General features: G+C 63.2%; 20 protein-coding genes and 1 pseudogene. 10 read left to right on the forward strand and 11 right to left on the reverse strand.

The genetic code is table 11. The annotated features are described in order from the left end of the window. Window positions 1-11: 11 nt before the first annotated feature. Entirely contained in the window at window positions 12-1,730 is a 1,719-nt protein-coding gene (locus NOV72_RS29225; RefSeq protein ID WP_106858010.1) for a LuxR C-terminal-related transcriptional regulator, read from the reverse strand. A gap of 392 nt (window positions 1,731-2,122) precedes the next feature. Between NOV72_RS29225 and NOV72_RS29230 the strand changes: the two genes are divergently transcribed. From NOV72_RS29230 to NOV72_RS29240, 3 genes are read left to right on the forward strand one after another with little or no spacing between them, the layout of a single operon-like run. Then, complete coding sequence (locus NOV72_RS29230; protein ID WP_106858034.1) at window positions 2,123-3,373, forward strand: site-specific integrase; 1,251 nt, start codon at window positions 2,123-2,125, stop codon at window positions 3,371-3,373. After that, window positions 3,370-4,338: a tyrosine-type recombinase/integrase gene (locus NOV72_RS29235; protein WP_106858033.1), complete on the forward strand. Its 969-nt coding sequence runs from the start codon at window positions 3,370-3,372 to the stop codon at window positions 4,336-4,338. Before NOV72_RS29230 ends, NOV72_RS29235 begins: the two co-directional genes overlap by 4 nt. 1 nt (window position 4,339) lies before the next feature. After that, the gene (locus NOV72_RS29240; protein WP_106858011.1) at window positions 4,340-5,353 is read left to right on the forward strand and encodes a tyrosine-type recombinase/integrase; all 1,014 of its coding nucleotides are present in this window, start codon (window positions 4,340-4,342) and stop codon (window positions 5,351-5,353) included. 462 nt (window positions 5,354-5,815) lie between these two features. On the opposite strand, the gene NOV72_RS29245 is transcribed toward NOV72_RS29240, so the two are convergent. From NOV72_RS29245 to coxB, 5 genes are all read right to left on the reverse strand, one after another. Beyond that, window positions 5,816-7,081, reverse strand: coding sequence for a c-type cytochrome (locus tag NOV72_RS29245; RefSeq protein WP_245933205.1), 1,266 nt, complete (start codon window positions 7,079-7,081; stop codon window positions 5,816-5,818). Between the two features lie 62 nt (window positions 7,082-7,143). Beyond that, window positions 7,144-7,590 (reverse strand): hypothetical protein, encoded by a 447-nt coding sequence (locus tag NOV72_RS29250; RefSeq protein ID WP_106858013.1) that lies wholly within the window; start codon window positions 7,588-7,590, stop codon window positions 7,144-7,146. A gap of 1 nt (window position 7,591) precedes the next feature. Further along, entirely contained in the window at window positions 7,592-8,206 is a 615-nt protein-coding gene (locus NOV72_RS29255; RefSeq protein WP_106858014.1) for a cytochrome c oxidase subunit 3, read from the reverse strand. Further along, complete coding sequence (ctaD, locus tag NOV72_RS29260; RefSeq protein ID WP_106858015.1) at window positions 8,203-10,191, reverse strand: cytochrome c oxidase subunit I; 1,989 nt, start codon at window positions 10,189-10,191, stop codon at window positions 8,203-8,205. Before ctaD ends, NOV72_RS29255 begins: the two co-directional genes overlap by 4 nt. Continuing rightward, on the reverse strand, window positions 10,188-11,258 hold the full coding sequence (gene coxB, locus NOV72_RS29265; RefSeq protein WP_106858035.1) for a cytochrome c oxidase subunit II: 1,071 nt from the start codon (window positions 11,256-11,258) through the stop codon (window positions 10,188-10,190). Before coxB ends, ctaD begins: the two co-directional genes overlap by 4 nt. Before the next feature lie 216 nt (window positions 11,259-11,474). Here coxB and NOV72_RS29270 point away from each other — a divergent pair, with 216 nt between their 5' ends. Beyond that, window positions 11,475-13,760 (forward strand): FdhF/YdeP family oxidoreductase, encoded by a 2,286-nt coding sequence (locus NOV72_RS29270; RefSeq protein WP_106858016.1) that lies wholly within the window; start codon window positions 11,475-11,477, stop codon window positions 13,758-13,760. Between the two features lie 133 nt (window positions 13,761-13,893). On the opposite strand, the pseudogene NOV72_RS32915 reads toward NOV72_RS29270, so the two are convergent. From NOV72_RS32915 to NOV72_RS29295, 5 genes and pseudogenes are all read right to left on the reverse strand, one after another. Beyond that, window positions 13,894-14,345 (reverse strand): annotated as a pseudogene (locus NOV72_RS32915) (transposase); the annotation flags it as partial. Window positions 14,346-14,411: 66 nt separating this feature from the next. Continuing rightward, window positions 14,412-15,167: a maleate cis-trans isomerase family protein gene (locus tag NOV72_RS29280; RefSeq protein ID WP_425428804.1), complete on the reverse strand. Its 756-nt coding sequence runs from the start codon at window positions 15,165-15,167 to the stop codon at window positions 14,412-14,414. 13 nt (window positions 15,168-15,180) lie between these two features. Beyond that, entirely contained in the window at window positions 15,181-16,251 is a 1,071-nt protein-coding gene (locus tag NOV72_RS29285) for a porin (RefSeq protein ID WP_245933203.1), read from the reverse strand. Window positions 16,252-16,397: 146 nt separating this feature from the next. Continuing rightward, window positions 16,398-17,714 (reverse strand): MFS transporter, encoded by a 1,317-nt coding sequence (locus NOV72_RS29290; RefSeq protein WP_106858019.1) that lies wholly within the window; start codon window positions 17,712-17,714, stop codon window positions 16,398-16,400. 268 nt (window positions 17,715-17,982) lie between these two features. Continuing rightward, entirely contained in the window at window positions 17,983-18,573 is a 591-nt protein-coding gene (locus tag NOV72_RS29295; protein ID WP_106858020.1) for a TetR/AcrR family transcriptional regulator, read from the reverse strand. A gap of 172 nt (window positions 18,574-18,745) precedes the next feature. On the opposite strand from NOV72_RS29295, the gene NOV72_RS29300 reads away from it, so the two are divergent. The 6 genes from NOV72_RS29300 to NOV72_RS29325 are packed head-to-tail and all read left to right on the forward strand — an operon-like array spanning window position 18,746 to window position 23,075. Continuing rightward, entirely contained in the window at window positions 18,746-20,056 is a 1,311-nt protein-coding gene (locus NOV72_RS29300; protein WP_106858021.1) for an aromatic ring-hydroxylating oxygenase subunit alpha, read from the forward strand. A gap of 3 nt (window positions 20,057-20,059) precedes the next feature. Beyond that, on the forward strand, window positions 20,060-20,452 hold the full coding sequence (locus NOV72_RS29305; protein WP_106858022.1) for a hypothetical protein: 393 nt from the start codon (window positions 20,060-20,062) through the stop codon (window positions 20,450-20,452). Between the two features lie 16 nt (window positions 20,453-20,468). Further along, window positions 20,469-20,885, forward strand: a complete 417-nt coding sequence (locus NOV72_RS29310; protein ID WP_106858023.1) for a cupin domain-containing protein — start codon at window positions 20,469-20,471, stop codon at window positions 20,883-20,885. Continuing rightward, complete coding sequence (locus tag NOV72_RS29315; protein ID WP_106858024.1) at window positions 20,882-21,256, forward strand: cupin domain-containing protein; 375 nt, start codon at window positions 20,882-20,884, stop codon at window positions 21,254-21,256. The genes NOV72_RS29310 and NOV72_RS29315 overlap by 4 nt, the downstream gene beginning before the upstream one ends. Next, window positions 21,253-22,503: an NAD(P)/FAD-dependent oxidoreductase gene (locus NOV72_RS29320; protein WP_106858036.1), complete on the forward strand. Its 1,251-nt coding sequence runs from the start codon at window positions 21,253-21,255 to the stop codon at window positions 22,501-22,503. The genes NOV72_RS29315 and NOV72_RS29320 overlap by 4 nt, the downstream gene beginning before the upstream one ends. Then, entirely contained in the window at window positions 22,500-23,075 is a 576-nt protein-coding gene (locus NOV72_RS29325) for a nuclear transport factor 2 family protein (protein WP_106858025.1), read from the forward strand. The genes NOV72_RS29320 and NOV72_RS29325 overlap by 4 nt, the downstream gene beginning before the upstream one ends. The last annotated feature ends 10 nt before the right edge of the window (window positions 23,076-23,085 follow it).

Genomic DNA, 23,085 nt, shown 5'->3' on the forward strand with positions numbered 1-23,085 from the left:
CGTGGAAGCGTCTATTTGTGTAGGGGTATTCGTAGCGTGATCGATGTGGATAAGGCGCTTGGCGCGCGATGCTGCATGGAGCCTTTGAGCAGTTCGACGGCTGCGCGGCATAAGGACAGATTGAGTCCGATTGCTGGGGCCGCGAGAGGGTCTACGGGTTTGTTGCCGTGTGTGGCGTCGAACTGGACGGCAATATCACGCTGGCCGTCACTGCGCGTGACCGTCATGGCGTACATCGCCACCTCGCCTCCAGGATGGCCGACGACGCACTGTCGTAGCAGCGCGCGCAGCAGACGTCCGACATGTACGGGGTCGACCATCATGTCCTCGTCAGGCAGATCCGTCCGCGACCGCAAGGCCACGCCGAGGTGGGACGCGTATTTGGCAAGCGAGCTCACTGTATCGTCGATCAGGGTACCGACGTTTGTCGGTTGCGGCGACAGACTCAGTTCGCCTTCTTCGAGCCGCATCATGTCTTCGATACCGTCGATCAATCCACTCAGTCGATGGATCACCTCCGCCGCAGCCCCGATGCGTTCGTTCGACGCAGGGGGTGAACCGCAGTCACGCAATTCCGCCAGCATGTCGGATAGCACGTCCACGGCGGGACGCATCTGGGCGCAGATCGCAAGGAAAAGCTCGCTCTTGCGGCGGCTCGCCGATTCCGCTTCCTCGCGTTGGAGCCAAAGCGCACGCGCCATATCGGAGCGGCCGGTTACGTCGACCGACCCGCACGCTACGCCGAGCAGTTCGCCTTGTGCATTTCGGAACGGATGGGCCCATGTATGCAGGATGACCCGCTGGCCATGGCGTGTAGTATCGACATCCGCCTGCTTGGCAGTCCCGGAGGCCAGCCGGTTCATATAGCGTGTATGCAGCGACTGCGCGATATGCGGAGGAAACCAGTCCACGTCCGTCATGCGCTTGCCGACGACCGCCTCGAATGTCGTGCCGTGCAGTTCCAGAAACGCCGCGTTGCAGGCGATCAAGCGTCCTTCGAGGTCGCGGATATGCAGCGGCAGCGGCGCGCCGTCGAGCATCGCGTGCATGGCATCGATGTCGGCCGCCGAAAGATCGGATTCTGGGGACGGCTTCATACTTGCCGGCGCAACGCTTTCCATCAGCCCATGCTGCCTGGCAATCTCAAGAAGGTCCACTAGCGAGCGTGCATTCAACTTGCGCCGCAGATGGCTGCGATGCGCGCTCACGGTTTTTTCGCTGATCGACAGTTCACGCGCAATCGCGTTGTTCGGCAGGCCGCGCGCGAGGTATTTGAGGATGGTCAGCTCCCGATCCGAGAGCAGCGCAAACGGTGACCCGCTGGCCGGGGCGGCGAGCGGGGCGGAATCGGGCAGCGGGAAATAGCGCCGTCCGGCCAATGCGTCGGCGATTGCACGGTGCAGTATGGCCGGGTCCTGATCCCGAGGTACGAGGGCATCTGCATCGGCATCCATGCAGCGTTGCACGAGCGCTTCCACAGCGCTGGCGCCCAGGATAATTACCTTGACCGGCAGCTTTCGCGTTCGGACCCGCTTGAGTACCTCCAACCCGCTGAGTCGGGGTAGATCGAGGTCTAGCAGCATGACATCGGCGGTGACCCCACGTGCAAGCTGGTATGCCTTGTAGCCGTCATCGGCTTCGCCAACGACTTCATGCCCGGCATCGACGAGCCACTGGCCTAGCGCCATCCTCGTTAGGGGTTCAACGCTCGCCACCACCATGCGCGCCATCGCAATCCTCCAACGGTCCGCCGCAAATGGGGCCTCAAAGACTAACCGACTGCAGTGGGACGATTGTACTGGACCGGCGGACGGTCGCCGTAGGGATTCCCAACCGCGAGCGTCGGCTTTTGCCGAACGGCTCTCCCCTGAGAAGTTGGCCTAGATGCCCGGACCGCTCCGTTAGCTGCCCTTGAATCCCTGAAAGTGCGAGCGGCGGCTGTGGGTCGCTATGTAAACCTATTCATAGCGACCCCTATGCTCAGGTCGCAACTATGCGCAGATGGTCGGTCGCTGACGACGCCGATCGAAGCATTGCAAAGCTCTGGCAAGACAGGCGAGTAAGGATCTGGACATAGTTTCCATCTGAGGATGCAGTGGTGGTCCCACTTCTGGAGGTCACCATGGACATCGTTCGCCGCTCCCATCGCACTGACATAGACCGTTTCCCCGACGGGCCGATCGGGCCATGCGTTGGTGCGTTCAAGCAGTACCTGAACCAACGCCGGTACGCTGCAAAGACGGTCGAGACTTATCTTCGCTGCATCACGCATTTCGCCCGATGGGCGTACTTCGGGCACCGTCGGCAACGGCTCGACCCAGTATTGATTGCTGAGTTTCTCGACGAACATCTGCCGCAGTGCGGGTGCCCCGGCACGATCCGACGCGATCGGGGTGACCATAGCGCGGCGCTAGGACATCTGCTCGTGGTCTTGCGCGCTCAGGGCATAATCGCGGCGCCCGCAGGCCGTGCAACACCAGTAGACGAGGAACTGCGCCGCTACGGCGCGTACATGGAGCACGTGCGGGGTCTGGCGCCGAAGACGCGGAGCATGGCCCTGCGCATCGTCGGGCGGTTGCTGACGGCCCGTTTCGGCGAGGGCGCCGTCGATGTCGCCGCGATCAAGCCCGAGCACGTTCGGCGCTTCTTCGCCGGGCAAGCGAAGCTCTATAGCAAACCGGCGAATGCTGGGCCAGTCGTGGCATCGCTTCGCAGTTACTTCCGCTACCGCACCTCGCTCGGCGATTTGGTCCACGGACTGATTGGCGCGGTGTCCTATCCTGCGAACTGGTCGCTGTCCTCGTTGCCCAAGTCGCTGACGGCGGAAGAGGTCGAGCGGTTGATCGGATCGCTCGGCCAGCGCGGCCGTTCGATGCGGCGAGCCGACGCCATCGTGCGCTGTGCGCTCGACCTCGGATTGCGCAGCGGCGAGATCGCCCGTCTCAGCCTAGACGATATCGACTGGCAAGCCGGTACGCTCGTCCTGCGCCACACCAAGGGTCGCCGCGAGGATATGCTGCCGCTGCCTGCCACTACCGGCGAAGCCATCGCGGCCTACCTCGAGCAGGAACGTCCCAAGACTTCCAATCGAGCCGTCTTCGTCCGCCATATCGCGCCCCGCGACCAACCCGCCGGTCCCGATCTCGTCCGCAAGACGATCCGGCAAGCATTCGCCCGCGCCGGTCTTCCTTACACGCGCTCGCATCTGCTGCGGCACACGATGGCCAACCGCTTGCTGGCCGGTGGCTCCTCGCTGAAGGAAGTAGCCGACGTTCTGCGTCACCGCTCGCTAAACACGACCCCGATCTATGCCAAGCTCGACAGCCGCAAGTTGGTCGAGGTCGCGCTGCCATGGCCGGGGAGTCCAGCATGAGCACGCCGACTTCTGTGCAAGCACGCGTCGAACAGTTTCTGGCCGAGCGTCGCCAACTGGGGTTCTCCACTTGCAACGATGGCTATGTGCTACGCAGCTTCGCCCGCCATGTCCACACCGCCGGCCATCGCGGTGCCTTGACGGTGGAACTCATGGCAGCCTGGGCCCGAAACGACCGCCACGAGAGCAATGACCCGCGGACGTGGGCGCGACGGTTGAAGAAGCTGCGCACGTTCTTGCGGTGGTTGCAGCAGTTCGAGCCGCGCACCGAGGTACCCGACGATTCGATCTTCGGGCGGTTGCCCGAGCGGCAAGCGCCACACATCTTCAGCGAGGAAGAGATCGTCGACCTACTTGCTCGCGCGCGCCGACTCGGGCCTTCGCCGGGGCTACGCGGTGCCGTCTACGAAACGCTGTTTGGACTGATCGCCGCCACCGGGCTGCGGATCGGCGAGGCGCTGTCGCTGCGCAACGGCGACATTGATCTCAAGGACGGAATCCTAACCGTCCGCCGGACCAAGTTCGGCAAGTCGCGCCAGGTTCCCATGCACCCGAGCACCGTGGATGCCTTGCGCCGGTATTGCTGGCAGCGTGACTTGGCCGAGGGGCCGCCGCCGGAGGATGCCCCATTCTTCGTCGGCACCCGCGGTCGTAGACGAGGTCTGGCACTCGGTGAGCGTCACGTAGAGCGCGTCTTCCGCGATCTCCGCCAGCAGTTGGGATGGGGCAACCGCGGGGCGCACTTTGCTCCGCGCATCCATGACCTGCGGCACACCTTCGTCGTGCGCCGCATCGTGCAGTGGCAAGCCCAGGGCGTGGACATCGATCAGGCCATGCTGTCGCTGTCGACCTACGTCGGGCATACGATGGTGACCAACACCTACTGGTACCTCTCAGCGGTGCCCGAGTTGATGGCTCTGGCCGCCGGACGTTTCGAGTCGTTCACAGCCAGGAAGGAGGTGTAAGATGCGTGAGCCCCTTGCTCCGAAGCCGCCTTCGTTCGCAGCGCTGATCCAGCAGTTCTTTACGGAGTACCTGGTCGCGCAGCGGGCGGTCAGTCCGCGTACGGTGGCCTGTTACCGCGATGCCTTGCTGCTGTTTCTGGACTTCGCCAGTCGCCAGCTCAACAAGGCGCCGACCACGATGCGGCTGGCCGACTTGCAACCCGATCTGATTCTGGCCTTCCTTGATCATCTGGAGCAGGATCGGAAGAACTCGGTTCGAAGCCGCAATCTGAGGCTCACTGCACTGCGCGCGTTCCTGAAGTTTGCCGGTCGCCGTGACGTGGCCTCACTTCACGATACTGAGCGCGCACTGGCGGTGCCGATGAAACGCTTCGAGCGGCCGATGCTGAACTACCTCACGCGTGCAGAGATGGTAGCCGTACTCGGCCAGAAGGGTGAGAACTGGTCGTCTCGCCGCGATCATCTGCTGCTGACGATGCTCTACAACACGGGGGCGCGTGTCTCCGAAATCATTGGCGTACGTGTCGTCGATGTGGTCCTCGATGGCGGAGCGTGCGTGCACCTGCACGGCAAGGGGCGCAAGCTGCGATCGATCCCCCTGTGGGACGCCACCGTCGCCGAGATCCGTAGCTGGTTGCGCTTGAATCCAACGCTGCGCGGCGAAACCGCCTTGCTGCCCAACCGGGATGGGCAGGCTATGTCACGATCCAACGTCGCGCAGCGCCTGGATCTTGCCGTGAGCCGAGCGAGCGTTGAGCAACCCAGCCTCCTCAAGAAGCACGTTTCACCGCACATCGTGAGGCATACGACTGCGATGCACCTGTTGCAAGCGGGCGTTCCGTTCAACGTGATCGCTTTGTGGCTCGGTCACGAGAGCCCGACGACAACCCATCGCTACGTCGAAGCTGACCTCGCGATGAAGGAGAAAGCGCTCGGTCGGCTTGAGGCGCCCGATGCCAGGATTCGCCGCTATCAAGCGCCGGACTCGTTGATCCGCTTCCTGCAGACCCTGTAACTATGTGCAGGCTTCGCCAGCCCCGACCGGACGCCTCAAGGGTCTGGCGACGCCTACGATGACCATCTGCACATAGTTGCGACCTGAGCATAGGGGTCGAGAGTGACGGTTCGCTAATGCAGGAAGCTGTCGTCGAGTTGCTCGATGCCGCCATCGTCAGCAGTCCGCCACATTGCGGACGTAGAACCCAACCTACCCCAATGACGGCAATGGCCGAAATCCATACATCATGCAAATGAGCTGAGGGCCGCTTTAGCTCGACACTTCCCGTCGCGGTCCCCTGAATGACGCGATGTGCATAGGGTTCCGTAATGTGCTTGACCGCTTCGAAACACGTCGTGCGTCATTGCAATGAGAAGCGCAGTCCGCGAACATCTTGTCCAGACGATTCCAGTCACAGACCCATTGCGCCGTGGCACGGACGTGTCGGAGCCTTGTCCGTCCGGTCCTGCCACGGTCTTATTACGGCGAAGCCAGCTGTTTGCGCATATTTTGGACGTCACGCGTCGTCACGGGAAGCGCGTCGTTGCCCCACGCCGTGCGAACGTAAGTCAGCACGCGGGCGACCTCGGTATCGGTGAGTCTAGAGCCGAACGCAGGCATTTCCTTGGGCAGCGGACCGTAACTTGTCGATGGCGCATGTCCACCCTCGAGAACCAGTCGCACGAGCGAATCAGGCTTCTCGGCCAGCACGGCTGGATTTCCCGCAAGGCGCGGATACTTCTGCGCAACGCCCGCGCCATCGCTTCGATGACAGCGCGCGCAAGCGCTTTCATAGAGTCCCGCGCCAGGGCGTTCCACGTCGCCCGTGCGCAGCGATGTCATGGCTTGTCGAGCCGCTTGTGCATCCGCATGAAAAGTGCCGCCGCGTCCCGATGCAGGCAGACTCTTCAGATACGACGCGATCGCGAGCAAGTCCGCCTCGCTCAGATATTGCGTGCTGTCCTCGACGACCTGCACCATGCTGCCGAATGCGACGAAGCCGCCGCCATGTCCGGTCTTCAGGAAAGCAGCGACGTCCTGTGCCGACAGGCGGCCGAGCCCTGCGCCCGCCGTGCTTCTCAGGATCGGCGCGTACCAGTGGTCATTGGTGCCGCCGGTGAGATAGCGGCTCGACTCGTCCGTATAGCCGAGTTCGTTGAAGGCGGGGCCGCGGGGCGTATGGCATGCGCCGCAGTGACCGAGCGATTGCACCAGATACGCGCCACGGTTCCACTGGGCATCGTGCTGTGCATCGGCGCTGAATGGTTTGCCGGGTGCAAACGCCAGGTCCCAGAAATACAGGCCCCAGCGCTGATTGAACGGAAAGGGGAGCCGCGTTTCGGGTGCAGACTCGGCGACGGGTCTCACACCGTGCATGAAATACGCGTAGAGCGCGCGCATGTCGTCGTCCGCGATCTTCGAGAACGATGGATACGGCATCGCCGGATATAGGCGTTTGCCACCCGGCGCAACGCCTTCGCGTAGCGCGCGCGCAAAATCCTGATAGGTGTATTTGCCGATACCATGTTGCGGGTCGGGCGTGATGTTCGTCGACCAGATCGTGCCGAAGGGCGAGTTCACTGCCTGACCGCCGGCGAGCGACTTCGGCAATGGATCGCGGTCTTTGGGAAGCGCGGTATGGCAGCCCGCGCAGTCGGCGGCTTTGGCCAGATAAGCGCCACGTTTGATCAGTTCGGGCGATGCGTCCGAAGTGACCGCAAGCGCATCCCGAAGCGGGCACGTCATCGTCACGCCCATGACAAGCGCAAGCAAGCAGCGAAGAGCACTCGGTCCGTGAACCATGACGATCATCGTCCCCCGCAAGGTGATACGAGGAGCCACGCCATGTCCGCCGCAATCAGGCCGAACAGGAAGAGCGTGCTGCCGAGTGCGCCTGCGCGCGCGATGAACGCATCGCGCGCGGCGCGACGGTCCATCGAACCCTGCTCCTTGAGTTCGTCGGCAAGCGTGTCCGCGCGGCCCCAGTTGCGCCAGCCAATCGCCGCCCCCGTCGCGCCCGCCAGCAACGCACACGCGGCGAGCGCCAGTTGTCCGTGCTCGAGCCACGGCAAGGCGGGCGCATTCAAAGGGCGATCGTGCGGAAAGCATCCCCACGCAGCCAGGGTCTGAGCGAGATTGGTCTGCGTGAACCACGCGGTGGGCGCCAGCAGCAAGCCCAATACGAGGGCGATGCCACCCGGCCGTGCCGGAGGCTGTCTGCCGTGCTTTGCGCCGACTGACGATGCGTCGTCCATGTCATCTCGCCAGCACGTAAGGCGACAGGTACAGCGTCGAGAAAATGAAGAGCCAAACGACATCGACGAAATGCCAGTACAGTCCGCCGATGGTCAGGGCCGCCGAACGTTCCCGGTCGAAATAGCCGAGCGCGGTCCACAACAGCAGAAACGCGAGCACGACAATGCCGACCAGCACGTGCGCCATGTGAAAGCCGGTGATGGTGAAGTAGAGCGAGCCGTAAAGGTGCGTGGTCAGGCCATACGGATGATCGGCCCATTCCTTGAGCTGAATCGCGACGAACAGCGCGCCCAGCACGATGGCGATGCCGATCATCGACACGCCCATGGCGCGCCTGCCGCGCCGCACGAAGCGCTCGCTCGCCCAGACGAACACGCTGCTCGACAGAAGAATGCCCGTGTTGACGAGGCCGAGACCGAGCTTGGGCATGCCCTCGGGCGGCCATGGCTGCGTGGTCTGCGATGCAAGATAGAGATACGAAAAGATCAGATAGCCGAACAGCGCCGCTTCAGTGGCGACCAGCGTGAGGCAACCCCACCAGCCGCCGGAGCGCTGGCCTGGACTGCCGACCGGAAGCGTCTCGCGTTCGGGAAGGGCTTCGGCGAGCTCGCTCACGATGCGGCTCCCGCTTGCGCGCCGGGCGAGGCAGGGTCGTCGCGCTGGCCGAGCTCGCGCTGCGGCCACAGCCAGAACGCGATGGCGACCGCGCAGCCGAGCAGTCCGAAGCCCGCGAGCCACCACGCCGTCAGCGCGAGTCCGGTAAAGAACAGGAGCGAGGCCATACCGAGCCAGAACGGCGCATACGAGTCCTTCGGCATTTTGAGGATCACGTCGGGATCACCGTCGAGAGCGGTCGTGCCGAGCGCCTCGCGTCCCTGATTCAGCACATAACCGTGCGCCAACTGCGAATGCATGCTGCCGGTGATGCGCTGCTCCCACAACGGATGACGGCTGGCAATCCGCGGCACGACGGCGAAGTTATACGGCGGCGGCGGCGAGGGAACCGACCATTCGAGCGTCGGCGCATCCCACGGATTATTCCCGGCCACGGGTCCGCGACGCTGGCTGTAGACGAGGTCGAACAGAAAGATCAGCACGCCCAGCGCGAACACGAATGCGCCGATCGACGTCACCATGTTCACTGTGTTCCAGCCCATGTCGGGCGCGTAGGTGTAGATCCGACGCGGCATGCCGAGCAGTCCGGCAATGTGCATCGGAAAGAACGCGACGTTGAAGCCGGCGAACAGGATCCAGAAACCGACGCGGCCGATACGCTCGCTCATCATGCGCCCGGTGAATTTTGGAAACCAGAAATACACGCCGCCGATGACCGGAAACACGTTGATGCCGAGCAGGACGTAGTGCAGATGCGCGACCACGAAATAGGTGTCGGTGAGTTGCCAGTCGAGCGGCACGGCGGCGGTCAGAACGCCCGACAGTCCGCCGATCACGAACAGGAACACGAAGCCCGCGAAGTACAGAAACGGCACCTTGAACACCGGCCTTCCCGTCCAGATGGTAGCGATCCACGCGAAGGTGGCGACAGCGCTCGGTATCGCGATCACCATGCTCGCCGCGCCGAAGAACGACAGCGCCAGCGCGGGAATGCCGGTGGCGAACATATGGTGAATCCAGACGACGAAGCCGATGATCATGGTCGCGACCGTGGAGAGGGCAACTGGCAGATAGCCCACGAGCGGACGGCGACAGAATACCGGCAACGCATCGGATACGATTCCCATCGCGGGCAGCACCACCGCATAGACCCACGGATGCGCGAAGATCCAGAAGAGGTGTTGCCACAGCAGCGCGCGTCCGCCGTTCAACACGTCGAAGAAATGTGTGCCTATGCGCCGGTCCAGCCACAGCATGAAGAATGCGAGACTCACCGATGGCACCGCCAGCAGATTGCCGCCCGACGCCGTGAGCGTGCCCCACACGAGCACCGGCACCCGATCGATCGACATGCCGGGCGCGCGCATCCGCAGGAACGTGACGATGAAGTTCATCGAGCCGACGGTCGTCGAAATGCCCAGCAGCACCATGCCAAGCGCGTAGGTATCGATGTTCGGCCCGGTGTTGTAGGTCAGCCCCGCGAGCGGCGCGTAGTTGAACCAGCCGGCGTTGGGCGCTTCGCCGAACGGAAAGCTCGCGTACAGGAACAGTCCGGCAAACAGGAACGTCCAGTAGGACAGCGCGTTCAGGCGCGGAAACGCCATATCGCGCGCACCGAGCACGAGTGGCCAGAGGTAATTCGAAAATCCGGACAGCACGGGCAGGGCGTAGAGGAAGATCATCGTCACGCCGTGCATGGTGAAGAGCTGGTTGTACTGTTCGGGCGTGAGCAGATGTGCGTCCGGGCGCGCGAGCTGCACGCGCATGATGAGCGCTTCGACGCCGCCGGCAAGTAAAAACAAGAACGCCGTGACGAGATAGCGCAGGCCGATACTCTTGTGATCGACCGTCGAAAGCCAACCGCGCCAGCCGGGCCGCGATTCCCACAGATCGTGGAGCGCGCGTTCCGCCGCGCTCCCGGGCTCGATCTTGCCGATCGCGAGCGTGCGTTGCAGCGGCGGCGGCGAGGAAGCGTGATCGGTCATCGTAGTGTCTGAAGGTAGGCGCAGAGCGCGGTGGCATCGGCGGATGTCAGCGCGATCGAGGGCATCAGGGAATCCGGCTTGATGCGCTGGGCGTGCTGAATCCAGTCGAGTTGGTTTGCGGCGGTGTTCAGAAGCGCGCCCGCAGCGATCAGCCGGCGCGAACCGAGATGCGTGAGATCGGGCGCCTGTTTGCCGACAGCGTCCGTGCCGCGCACGCTGTGACACCCCGCGCAGCGCTCCTGAAAGAGTTGCGCGCCGGCCTGCAAGGTGGCGTCGGCGCTGAGCGCTGCGCGCGGTTGTCCCTGATTCTCGAGCCATGCGTCGAACTGCGCGCGCGGTTCGGCGATCACTTCGAACGCCATGTGCGCGTGCTGCGCGCCGCAAAACTGTGAACATTGCCCGCGATACACGCCCGGGTGGTCCGCTTCAATCCATTGCTCGTTGATGACGCCTGGAATCGTTTGAGTCTTGCCGGCGAGACGCGGCACCCAGAACGCGTGAACCACATCCGCACTTTGCAGTTCGACTCTGACGGGCTCGCCGACCGGAATATGAATCTCGTTGGCGGTAGTCGCACCGGATGGGTAATCGACCTTCCACCACCAATCGTAAGCGGTGACCGTGATGGTCAGGCGCGGCGCGCGCCCCGGCTCGGCGACCGCTTCGAGCGTCACGAGTACATAGGCGAGGGCGGCAAACAGTGCAACCGACGAGATCCCGGTACCGATCCACACCCAATGCATGCCGCCACCCTCGGCCTGGAGATGTTGCGCATCGCGCTCGGCCGCGAGGGGGCGCCGCCGTAAAATCGCGCCAACGAGAAGTGCCGTCACGATCAGCGCGACGGCCGCGACCAGCGCCGTCAGCGCCCAACCGAGGCGCATGGTGGGCGTGGCGGCGGGGCCATCGGCATGCAGGAAATAGTTGAGTGGTCCATCGGCGTACGCGATGGCGCAGCGGCTCGCGCACAGCCAGAAAACAGTGGCGCGCAGGGCGCTTGAGCGCCGGCCTTCCGTCGCGCGCTTACTCTCGCTAGCAGAAATGATCGGCCCGTTCGTGGCGCGCATCCGCATGTATCTCCGCAGTGTGCTTTATGGCCGCTTGCGCAAAAGCTCGACGACAGCGCGCTCCAACGTCTAGCAATCCACGATCCCAACGATTGGCCTACAAGTCTTGCTGTGCGCTCTTGCACGCACATCTCATGTCGTTGGGAATACCGATTGCGGGATGGTTTGTGCGATGCATTGAAAGCAGGTTCCAGACTCACCGACGAGGAGGCGTGCATGAGCAAGCTGCCGAGCATCAAGAAGTATGATCATCCGGCGGGCGGCTGGGGTTCGCTCAAGGCGGTGACCTCAGCGCTCGTCGAGCAACACGTCACGCTCGACGGCGCGCGTATCCTCCTGCATCAAAACAAACCTGACGGCTATGCGTGCGTCAGTTGTTCGTGGGCGAAACCTGCCGATCCCCATCTTTTCGAGTTTTGTGAAAACGGCGCAAAGGCGACCGCGTGGGAACTGACGAAGAAGCGCATCAATCAGGACTTCTTTGCGCATCACACGCTTGCCAGCCTCGAAGCATGGACCGATTTCGAACTCGAATCGCAGGGACGACTGACAGAACCCATGCGCTACGACGCAGCCACGGATCGCTATGTGCCGGTGCGCTGGCAGCAGGCATTTGACGAAATAGGCAAAATGCTGCGCGACTTCGATCCGAAGCGTACGGTGTTTTATACATCGGGCCGCGCTTCGCTCGAAACGTCCTACATGTATCAGTTGTTCGCGCGTCTGTACGGTACCAACAATCTGCCGGACAGTTCGAATATGTGCCATGAGAGCACGTCGGTCGCGCTTCCGGAGACGATCGGTGCGCCGGTTGGCACTGTCACGCTTGACGACTTCCAGCACACTGACTGCTTTTTCTTTTTTGGTCACAACACAGGAACGAATGCGCCGCGCATGCTACATCCGCTTCAGGAGGCGCGAAAACGCGATGCACGCATCATCACGTTCAATCCGATGAAGGAGCGCGGGCTGGTGAGCTTCGCTAATCCGCAATCGCCAAAGGATATGCTCACGCCGGCGCAGACGACTATCAGCACGCAGTATTTGCAGGTGAAGATCGGCGGCGATATCGCGGCAGTAACGGGCGTATGCAAGGCGCTAATCGAAGCCGATGATCGCGCGCAGAAAACCGGCATGCCACGTGTGCTCGACGCCGAATTTATCGCCGAGCATACGCACGGCTTCGAGAGCTTCGCGGATGCCACTCGAAAGGCGGAGTGGCGCGACATTGAAGTACAGTCGGGTCTCACGCGCGGCGAACTCGAAGCCGCCGCGAACGAATATGCGCGCGCAAAAGCGGTGATGATTCTCTATGGCATGGGCATCACGCAACATCGCGAAGGCGTGCTCGCCGTGCAGATGCTGACGAATCTGATGCTCCTTGGCGGGAACATCGGCAAGCCTGGCGCGGGCATTTGCCCGATTCGCGGCCATTCGAACGTGCAGGGACAGCGCACGGTCGGGATCACCGAAAAGCCGGCGCTCGTGCCGCTCGATAAGCTCGCCAGGATGTATGCCTTCGAGCCGTCGCGGGAAGAGGGTATGTCGACGGTGGATGCGTGCGCTGCGCTGCGCGACGGCGAACTCGATGCGTTTATCGGTCTCGGCGGCAATTTTGGGCGTGCGACGCCGGATCATCACGTTCTGGAGCCTGCGTGGAAGCGTGTTCTTTTGACCGTGCAGATTGCTACGCATCTGAATCGGAGTCACTTGCTGCATGGGCGTGCGGCCTATTTGTTGCCGTGCCTTGGACGTATCGAAATCGATCTGCAGGCAAGCGGTCCGCAAACGGTCACCGTCGAAGACAGTACCGCATGCGTTCATGCGTCGAAGGGTTTTGCGCAGCCTGCCAGCGATGCGCTCCTGTCCGAGCCTGCGATTGTCGCGGGTCTTGCGAAGGCAACCCTGCAAGATCGCGGCAATGTTGACTGGGACGCGTGGACTGCCGACTATTCACTCGTGCGTGCGGCGATAGAGGCCACGTATCCGGAGCAGTTCAAGGACTTCGAGACACGCATGTCGCAACCGGGCGGTTTTCATCGGTCCATTCCGGCGGCCAGGCGCGAATGGAAAACCAGGAACGGCAAGGCGAATTTCATCACGCCGGAAGGAATGGGGGAGGATCCAGACATGTCCTTCGACGGCGAACGCACACTCCGTCTCATGACCACTCGCGGCGACAGTCAGTTCAATACGACCGTCTACGGGCTCGACGATCGCTTTCGAGGCGTGTTCAATACGCGTGATGTTCTGCTGATGAATCGCGATGACATGACGAGATTGAGCATCGCGGAAGATCAGTCCATTGCGGTCACGACGGTGTCGAAAGATGGTGTGAAGCGTTGTCTGGAGGGACTGCGCGCGCATGCGTTCGATCTTCCTCGTGGCTGCGCGATGGGTTACTACCCCGAATGCAATGCACTGATCCCGCTTTCGCATCACGCAAAGCGAAGTAAAGTGCCCGCGGCCAAAGCCGTGCCCATTTTGGTTCGCGCACGCTAACGGGTTGTTCGCGGGTGCAAGTATTCTGTAGTTGTCGCGAAACCGCGCAAAATCGACGTCGTACCGGGCGCACCGATGCGTGATGCGCTGCATGACCTTCCACGCGAACGTTACCGTCGACGAGCGCGGCGACGCAATTAGCCACTGCGCCGTTGAGCACGTTCAGGGCGGCAAACAGCGCGGTGGTGCCATGACGGATGTAATCGTGTGTGACGCCCTCCACGTAACCGAAACTTGTCGGCGGCACGGACTCCGTACACTCAAGCGCCTGACGCTGGCTCTTCTCGCTCACACAGGACCAGCGCATTCTGCGGCGGATTCAGGTGCAGACCGACCGCATCGCCAAGTTTCTCGATGAAGAATCGATCAGTAGAGAGCTAGAGGCTCTCGCTGCGATAAGGTTGCAGACCCAGCAGCTTGAAGTGGGCGGTACAGGTTTGTGGGCGAGATGGCGGTCTCGGCAGCCGCCGTGGGGACGTGCCGGTGCGTGCAACCATTTGCGGGTTTGGTGCGCAAGGTTTCAATCAACTGCGTCAGTCGCTCGTCCTCGTTTGGGGTCGGATCACGGCCGGGGGTGGGCGTGTCCGATCGGCACTCCCACCTTTGCCCCGGCCCCGGTGGTTCGTAAGGTTCCGGTAGCAATCAGCATGCTCAAACCTGACACAGCAACGATCCGAAACCAGCAGACCTTCCCCTGACGTCAAGTCTCCTCAGGCAGTACCACAGCAGCGCCACATTGCTGGTAACGACCGGCACGCGACACTCCCGCTCCAACCGCTCGATGATCCCGCTCGTCCTGATACCCGCGCAACTGATCAGCAACGCGTCGAAGCCGCGTTCCAGACGCGACGCCATCCGCAGCCAGATATCAGGATCGATCATCGCCTGGTCGAACGGCGTCAGCGTCGGCTGGTTCGCGTGAGTCATCACGTCGATGCCGCGCTCGGCGAAGAATGCAATTTCCGCGTCCACTACTTCATCGCGATAGGGCGTGAGCAGCCCGATACGCGTCGCGTTGACGGTCTCGAGCGCCGCCAGCACCGCTTCGATGGTCGTCACCGATTCGATCCCGGTCGCGGCCCGCACGCGCGAGTTGATGACTTCCGGCCCGTTTACCACGCCGGCCGCCGTGCAGTTCAGCGCGATCAGATCGACCTTTGCATCGGCGAGCAGCGCGGCGTGCTGTTCGAGGTCGTCGATGATGGACTTGTCGGAGTGAATCGAGGTGTCGCGAAACGGCAGGCGTGTCGTGACGAACTGCACGCCGTCGGGCGCCATCAACTGAACCTCGAAATCGCAAAGACCACCCGACGGATAGAGATGCCCGATGCGCGCGATCGTGCCAAAACCAATGCTCATTGTCTTCTCACCTCGTTTGAGCGCTGCGCTGACGAAAGCGTAGCGCATAGTGCGCACCCGCTCAGAACTTCGTCCGAATGCCCGCGATGACCTGCGTCTCCGTATTCGATGAAGACGCCGGCGTCGAGAAGATCTGCGCGTGTTGCGCGGCGCCGCCCGCGCGTTGATAAAGCCCCACCAGATAGAGGTCGGTGCGTTTGCTCAGGAAGTAGTCGATGCCGAGATTCACCTGGTTATAGTGCGGCTTGGTCGAATCCGAATACTTTCCCGTCGTGTAGATGTACGCGGCGCCCACTTGCAGACTCGGCGTCACATAGCGCGTGAGCGACACTTCCACATTCTGCAGGCGCAGACCCGACGTGTCGAGATAGTCATAGAGCACGTTCGTATAGGCGAGCGACGCTTGCACCACCTGGAAATCATAGCCTGCGCCCATGCCGAAGATACGCTGCTTCTCGACGCCCGCGCCGCCGCGGCTCGTCACGAACGGCGACGTGAAGCCGTAGGAATCGCTGACTGCACCGGACGTGTTGTCCGCAGCGGCGGGATGATCGTATTGCGACATCGCAGCGGCAAGCTTCAGCGGTCCCCTGGCATAGGTGCCGCCGGCACTGAACGCACGGTTGTTCTTGAATCCGCCGGCCTCGTTGGAGAACGCGTACTGTCCCGCCACGCTCAGGCCGCCGAGCACGGGTGACTCGTAGCGAACGGAGTTCTGCATGCGCAGCGCATTGAAGACGTTATCGTTATCGCCGATACGAGCGCCATACGTCGCAAACTGCACGGCCGATTCCGTCCAGTAGAGTTGCCGCGTCATTTCATCGTACTGGCGACCCATCGTGATCGTGCCGAGCTGGCGGTCGGCGAGACCCATCCACGCCTGTCGCCCGAAAAGCCTGCCGCCCTGGCCCGACGTTCCGTTCGTGATGGAGAACCCGTTCTCCAACTGGAAGATCGCGGATCGTCCGCCCCCGAGATCTTCGCTGCCTTTCAGGCCCCAGCGCGAGGGTTGCTGCGGGCCGCTCTGCATCTGGTACAGCGGCTTGCCGCCGACGTTCGACGAGTAGCTGAGGCCAACCGAGATCAGCCCGTAGAGCGTGACGCTGCCTTGTGCATGGGCGGAAGCCGCCAAACCCACTAGCGTCGCGCCAAGAAGGGCGCGCAGGAAGAAGCTATGCGAGTCCGCGTCGCGGTTTCTATTCTTGTTTATCATTAGGCATACGAAATAATTGGTTCAGAAAAATGACTGCGCGAAGAATGTGCAACGGCGGTCTCGGGTCAGGCGTCGCGTGCGTGCGGGCTGCGCGTCAGCGCGATGGCCGCCGCCGCCACCAGCGCAGCCGCGGCGAAGGCGAAGAAGTTCCATTTCACATCGACGTTCTGCGCCGCCAGATAGGCGCCGACCATCGGGCCGCTCATCGCACCGAAGCGGCCGATGCCGACCGCCCAGCCGGTCGCGCTCGCCCGGGCGTGCGCCTTGTAATAGTTCGCGATGAAGCCGAGCTGCACCATCGCCACGCCGATGCTGCCGAAGCCCGCCAGCGCGACCAGCACATAGTTGGCGATCAGTCCGCCGTGGATGGTCAGCCCCGACACCGCGAGCGCGCCGATCACATAGCCGCCGACGATCGTCTTGCGAGCGCCGATCATGTCGCTGATCCGGCCAATGACAATGCCGCCGATCGCCGAAGAGAGCATGAACACGGCGAAAAAGGACAGGCTCGGCCCAAGGTCGTAGCCCATCTTGCGCATCAACTGAGGCAGCCAGGTGCCGAGCCCGTAGATGACCATCACCGCGGCCACTTGCGCGATCCACAGGCTGATCGTCGCGCGGATGTTCTGACGCGAGAACACTTCGGCGAACACCGCGCCCAGGCTCGCTTTCGACGAGACCGCCTCAGCGGGCCGATACAGCGCGGACCGCTCGATGCCGAGCCGTTCGGCGAGCGCATGCGCCTTCGCCGTCTGTCCGCGCGCCAGCAGAAAGTCGAGCGATTCCGGCAGGAGCACCCAGAGAAACGGCAGCGCGAGCAGCGGCGTCGCGCCCAGCGCCACGACGAGCCGCCAGCCGTGCGACTGCAACAGCGCGATGCCGACGACCGCCGACAGCAGCGCGCCGATGGAATAGCCCGAGTACATCAGCGCGAAGTTCAGATTGCGCTTGCCGGGCGGCGAGTATTCGACCGTGAGCGCGGCCGCCGCGGAGATCACGCCGCCGAGCCCGAGCCCGCCGATGAAGCGCGACACGGAGAACACGAACGGCGTGGGCGCCCACGCGGCGCCGAGCATCGACAGCGAGAACAGCGCGACGCACACGATCAGCAGCGACTTGCGACCGACCAGATCGCTCACGACGCTGATGATGTACGACCCGAACAAGGTGCCGAAGAGCGCGGCGCTGCCCATCGCGCCGATTTCGATGGGCGTGAGCTTCCATTGCGGGTCGGCGAGCAGGGACGGCACGATCGTCCCCATGACGCCGATGTCATAGCCTTCGGCGACGATCGTCAGAAAGCACAGCAGCAGGACGAGGTAGGTGGTGCGCGCGGGCGGGTCGAAGGACGCGAGCGGCGAGCTATCGGATAGGGCGGCCATTGCGGGGAACCTCTTTGGGTTGATGATGCGAATTGGCGAGCATGGAGCAGTCTCCGGCCGCGACGACGCACGCCCGCCGCGCCAGCGCGGGCATGCGATGGCCGGATCCGTCGCGCGCCGGATCAGGACCGTTCGTCAGAATCGTCGTTGCCTAAATACAGAATGTCATTCTTTTTTAGTCGCTGTCAAAGATTTCAAAATTAGTTTTAGTTCTTATTGACAGCGTGCGCGTTGGCGTCTGCGTCTTCGCCGCGGAAGACGTGGCGGTTCAGCGCGCGTCCGGGGCGCTCTGGCCGAGCAGCAGGTCGGCCATCATCGTCGCGATTTTTTCGATGTCGCGCTCGTCGCCGATGCGGTGATTGATCACGAAGCCGTCGAAGGCCATCCAGATCAGGTGCGCGAGCAGGTCGCCGTGGACCACGCCGGCCCGCTCGGGCGGCAGCGAATCCAGCAGCAGTTGCGTGAGCAGCGTCTCCACCGAAACCAGCAGGTTGCCGGGCTTGCGCATCCCCGCAGGCGCGCTGGCGAGCGCGTCGATCAGCGAGTTGGCGAACGCGTGGTCGGCAGCCGGGATGTCGGCCCAGATGCCCTTGATGATCCGGCGAATCTTCTTGCGCGGGTTCGACAGCAACAGCACGTCCGTGCGCAGCGCATGGAACTGGCGCGTGAGCCACGGGTGGTAGATCTCATACAGGATGATGAGCTTCGAATCGAAGTACACGTAGATGTTCGCGACCGTGGTGCCGGCCTGTCGCGCGATCTCGGTCATCGTCGTGGCCGAGTAGCCCTTGGTGCTGAACGCGGCGAAGGCGGCTTCCAGTATCGCCTCCCGAACCTCTGCTTTCTTGACCTGCGGCACGTCTCGCTCCCTGAAATCCTAATGTGATTCGTCATCTTATCAAGCACGGGCGCCCGTAAAGCGCCGTGCTGCGGCGCGCCATTGAAATTCTCGCGGAATCGCTTGACACCAGAAATTGTAGAAAACAGAATGCCGTTCATTATTCAACGTTTCGACTCTCCACGAGGTTGCCATGAATGCGATTGCGGCTCCGGAAGGCACGCTGACCGCCCGTTACGCCGAGATGGGCGCCGGCCTGATTCCGGTCGAACCCTACATCTCCCGCGAATACTACGAGCGCGAGAAGACCCACATCTTCAAGAAGACCTGGCTGCACGTGGGCCGCGTGGAAGAGATTCCCGAAGCGGGCGATTACTTCGTCAAGAAGCTCGATGCATGCGACACCGAGATCATCGTCGTGCGCAACAAGAAGGGCGAGATCCGCGCGATGCACAACGTGTGCTCGCATCGCCTGAATCAGATTGCGTATGACAAGACCGGTCACACGCGCAAGTTCTTCTGCAAGTTTCATGGCTGGGCCTACGACCTCGACGGCAACCTCACCGGCGTGCCCGACGAACAGTGTTTCTTCGGCCTCGAATTCAAGGATTACGCGTTGACGCGTGTGGCGTGCGATGTGTGGCAGGGCTTCATCTTCGTCAACATGGATCCGCAGCCGAAGCTTTCTCTCGCGGATTTCATCAAGCCGATGTACGGCGACATCGAAGGCTATCCGTTCGACAAGATGACGGTGGGCTTCGCGTGGGAAACGGTCGTGGACTGCAACTGGAAGCTCGCGCTCGATGCCTTCCAGGAGGCGTATCACGTCGCCTATGTGCATGGGAACTCGATCGCCGATGCCATCGACAAGAGCGACGGCGGCAGCATGCCGCCACTCGACGCACTGTGCGGCGAGTTTCATCGCCGTCTGTCGCTGGCGGGCAACCAGAAGTCCGTCTACGGCAATCCGAAAGCAGTCACGTCCGGCGGCGCGGCGGCTGCCGAAGCGCTGTCGGATGCGAACACCAAGCGCCCCGTCGCGTCGGCGGCGTTGCGCGCGGGCATGGGCAGCGCGAAGCACGCGTTCCCGCTCGATGCGTTGCCCAAGGGCGTCAACTGGACGAAGAGCGCGAACTGGCTGTTCGACATCAACGTGGTCTTCCCCGACTTCTATCTGTCGCTGCGCCCTAACTATTGTCAGGCGTACAACTTCCGTCCGATCGCGCATAACAAGACGCTGCTCGAAGCGCGCGTCTACTACCCGGAAATGACGACGCCGGGCGGCCGCTTCTTCCTCGAATACATGAAGGTCGCGTTGCGCGACGTGCTGCTGGAAGACCTGAGCACGCTCGAACGCACGCAGCGCGCGGCGGAAACGGGCGTCAAGAAGCACATGGTGTTGCAGGACAACGAGCTGCTGGTGCGCCACAGCTATCACGTCATCGAACGGATGCTGGCCGAGGCCGAAGCAGAACCGGCGCGTGCCGCCGCGACCGCGGAGTAAATCATGGAACAGAAAATCATCACGCTCATGGGGAAGCCCGGCAAGCCAGCGCTCGCGCCGTTGCCGGAGGCTTTTGCGGAACTGAACGAATTCGTCGGCACCTGGGCGCTCGCAAGCGAAACCGGACGCACGACGCAGCGCCACACCGTCGGCATGCCCGCGATCGTCGCGTTCAAGGATGCGATGCTGCCACGCGTCGACGAGCTAGTCGCGTGGCTCAACCAGTATCGCCTCGACAGCCTGCCCGACGAGGCGAAGACCGCGATGTACTTGCTGCTGTCTTTCGCCGAGATCGCGCCCGCCGTCGAGTTCTATCAACAGCCGAACGTCATCGACGGCTACGATCCGTTCCGCTTCGCCGCCGACGAATCGTTCGCGATGCGTCCCGCCATCTGACGCCGGGGAGCCGACCATGCCGAAGTGCAAAGTATTCGGAATCGATCACGGTCTCAAGGAGGTCGTCGCCGACGGTCTCTATATGAAGACGATGATTGGCGAGACCATGAGCGTCGCGGTGATCAAGTTCGTCGAGACCGCCGGCCGCGAGTTGCCCGCGAAGGCGCACAGACATGGCGAGGAAGCATCGCTTCAGGTGCGCGGCGCGTGCTCGATCTTCGAGGTGCACGACGACGGCACGGAAGTCGAGCAGGCGCTGCAAGCCGGCGAAGGAATGATCATTCCCGCAGGCCTCAGCCACTACGGCGTGAACCACTTCGAGGGCGCGGGCATGAGCATGCGGCTCAATGTGGTCACGCCGCCGCGCGCCGAATATCGCAGCGGCGACCAAACGCCGTATTACCCGCTGGCGAGCCGGGAGAAGACCGCATGAACGCGACCGCGACGCGCAAATCCGCGCGACATTGCACGCCGCTTGCGTCTGTAGCGGCGTTGGGTGAATCGCCCGAATCGTCCAGAAAGACGGCCGACGGCGCCGCACTCGCCACGTCGATGCAGCGCATGACGCGCAACGAGATCATCGCATTCGGCGCCGACGATGCGCCTGGTGAAGAGGTGGCCGCCGTGTTGGAAGGGCAGGTCGATATCGTCGCGGCAGGCGAGCACTACGTCCTGTCCGCGGGCGAGGCGATCCTCATTCCGCCTCACGAGGCGCGCCGCTTCCAGTGCGCCACACCGACCGCCGTGCTGTATCGCGTGACGTGCAATGCAGCGGCCGCACGCGAAGCGGAGCCGCGATCATGAGCGCGGCATCGCATGTCGTCATCGTCGGGGCGGGGCACGCGGGCGGGCGGGTCGCGCAACATCTGAAAGCGCTGGGACATCGGGGCCCGCTGACCCTGATCGGTGACGAACCGCATGTGCCCTACGAGCGGCCGGCGCTGTCGAAGGAACTGCTGTCGGGCAAGACGGACGTCGAGCGCATCCAGCTCGCGCCGGGCACGTTCTGGCAACACGATGCGCTCGCGATGACGGGCATCGAACGCATTCACGGCTGCGTGGTATCGCTCGACGCCGACACGAAGACGCTGCGTCTCGCCGACGATCGCGCCGTGCCGTTCGACGTGCTCGTCGTCGCGACAGGCGGCGCGCCGCGCATGCCAGCGTTCGTCGATCGCAGCCTGCGCGGCGTGCATGCGCTGCGCACGCTCGACGATTGCTTCGCGCTGCGCACGTCGCTGGAAGCGTGCCGGAGACTCGCGATCGTCGGGGCGGGTGTCATCGGCATGGAAGTGGCGTCGACGGCGATCACGCTCGGCGTGCCGGTGACCGTGCTCGAAGGCGCGCAGGGCATCATGGGGCGCTGCCTGCCCGCGACGGTCGCGCAATGGCTCGCCGCGCGGCACGTGGAGCAGGGTGTCGATCTGCGCACGGGCGTGAGCGTGACCGGCATCGGGCGCGGCGACCGCTTCGCGCTGCGTGTGCTCGGGCAGAAGGACGATGCGCGCTTCGCCATCGATGCCGACTGCGTGCTCGTCGCGATCGGCGTGGACTGCGAGCCGGGCTTTCTTCGCGGAACGGGACTGTCGGACGCGCGCGGCGTGATCGTCGACGAGTATTGCCGCAGCATCGCCGCGCCATGGCTGTATGCCGCCGGCGATGCCGCCTGCACGCGCGATGCCGCCTCTGGCCTGCATGCGCGTCAGGAGACATGGCGCAACGCCGAGAATCAGGCGCGCGCGGTCGCGGAGTTCATCCTTGGTCGCGACGAACCCTATCGCGAGACGCCGTGGATGTGGACCGATCAGCTCGGCCACACGATTCAGGTGACGGGTACGCCCGGCGCGGATGACGTGACCATCGTGCGCGGCGATCTCGCGCAGGCCGAAGCCACGATTCTCTCGCTGCGCGAAGGCTGTGTGCGTGCGGGCGTCACCGTCAACCAGAGCCGCGAGCGCCGGCATCTGGAGCGTCTCGTCAGCGATGCAGCGCGTATCGACATGACAAGACTTGCGGATGCGAGCGTGCCGCTCAAGGAGCTCGCACGATGACACCGACGCTCGCCACACTCGACGCACGCCTCGCGAAGCTCGAAGCCATCGACGCCATTCGCACGCTGAAAGCCCGGTACGCGGCGCTCGCCGACGCGAAGTACACGAACGACTACCGCCGCCAGCCCGAGGACGTCATGCGCGACATCGCGCGCCAGCAGGCTGCTTGCTTCACCGAAGACGCGGTATGGATCGGCGGCGCCGGCTTTGGCGACGACCTGACCGGACGCGCGCGTCTCGCGAGCTGGTTCGAGCGCTCGCCGTGGCGTTTCGCGATGCACTACTACGTGAGCGAAACGCTGCACGTGACCGACGCAAACCATGCGAGCGGCACCTGGCGTCTATGGCAACTGGCGCTGCGCGATGACGATGCGCGCGCGGTGCTGCTCGGCGCCGTCACGGAAGAGAAGTACGCACGAAGCGACGACGGCCGATGGCTCATCAGCGAGATGCGCTTCGCGCAACTGCACATGATGGAGCCACACGCGCCGCCGCTGCCGCTGGCGAGCGACTTCGCATCGCTCGGTGCGCGGCGCAATTTCACGGCGGCGGCTGACGTCGCCGGGCAATGAAAGGATGACA

This window comes from Caballeronia novacaledonica, from assembly GCF_900258035.1.
Lineage (GTDB): Bacteria > Pseudomonadota > Gammaproteobacteria > Burkholderiales > Burkholderiaceae > Caballeronia > Caballeronia novacaledonica.

Excerpts from the sequence above, each read along its gene's own strand:
- NOV72_RS29280 (WP_425428804.1), bottom strand. The coding sequence starts at position 15,167 with ATGCGCTACGCTTTCGTCAGCGCAGCGCTCAAACGAGGTGAGAAGACA.
- NOV72_RS29245 (WP_245933205.1), bottom strand. The coding sequence starts at position 7,081 with ATGACGTGCCCGCTTCGGGATGCGCTTGCGGTCACTTCGGACGCATCG.
- NOV72_RS29320 (WP_106858036.1), top strand. The coding sequence starts at position 21,253 with ATGAGCGCGGCATCGCATGTCGTCATCGTCGGGGCGGGGCACGCGGGC.
- NOV72_RS29250 (WP_106858013.1), bottom strand. The coding sequence starts at position 7,590 with ATGGACGACGCATCGTCAGTCGGCGCAAAGCACGGCAGACAGCCTCCG.
- NOV72_RS29310 (WP_106858023.1), top strand. The coding sequence starts at position 20,469 with ATGCCGAAGTGCAAAGTATTCGGAATCGATCACGGTCTCAAGGAGGTC.
- ctaD (WP_106858015.1), bottom strand. The coding sequence starts at position 10,191 with ATGACCGATCACGCTTCCTCGCCGCCGCCGCTGCAACGCACGCTCGCG.
- NOV72_RS29270 (WP_106858016.1), top strand. The coding sequence starts at position 11,475 with ATGAGCAAGCTGCCGAGCATCAAGAAGTATGATCATCCGGCGGGCGGC.
- NOV72_RS29240 (WP_106858011.1), top strand. The coding sequence starts at position 4,340 with ATGCGTGAGCCCCTTGCTCCGAAGCCGCCTTCGTTCGCAGCGCTGATC.
- NOV72_RS29315 (WP_106858024.1), top strand. The coding sequence starts at position 20,882 with ATGAACGCGACCGCGACGCGCAAATCCGCGCGACATTGCACGCCGCTT.
- NOV72_RS29235 (WP_106858033.1), top strand. The coding sequence starts at position 3,370 with ATGAGCACGCCGACTTCTGTGCAAGCACGCGTCGAACAGTTTCTGGCC.
- NOV72_RS29290 (WP_106858019.1), bottom strand. The coding sequence starts at position 17,714 with ATGGCCGCCCTATCCGATAGCTCGCCGCTCGCGTCCTTCGACCCGCCC.
- coxB (WP_106858035.1), bottom strand. The coding sequence starts at position 11,258 with ATGCGCGCCACGAACGGGCCGATCATTTCTGCTAGCGAGAGTAAGCGC.
- NOV72_RS29230 (WP_106858034.1), top strand. The coding sequence starts at position 2,123 with ATGGACATCGTTCGCCGCTCCCATCGCACTGACATAGACCGTTTCCCC.
- NOV72_RS29300 (WP_106858021.1), top strand. The coding sequence starts at position 18,746 with ATGAATGCGATTGCGGCTCCGGAAGGCACGCTGACCGCCCGTTACGCC.
- NOV72_RS29325 (WP_106858025.1), top strand. The coding sequence starts at position 22,500 with ATGACACCGACGCTCGCCACACTCGACGCACGCCTCGCGAAGCTCGAA.
- NOV72_RS29305 (WP_106858022.1), top strand. The coding sequence starts at position 20,060 with ATGGAACAGAAAATCATCACGCTCATGGGGAAGCCCGGCAAGCCAGCG.
- NOV72_RS29225 (WP_106858010.1), bottom strand. The coding sequence starts at position 1,730 with ATGGCGCGCATGGTGGTGGCGAGCGTTGAACCCCTAACGAGGATGGCG.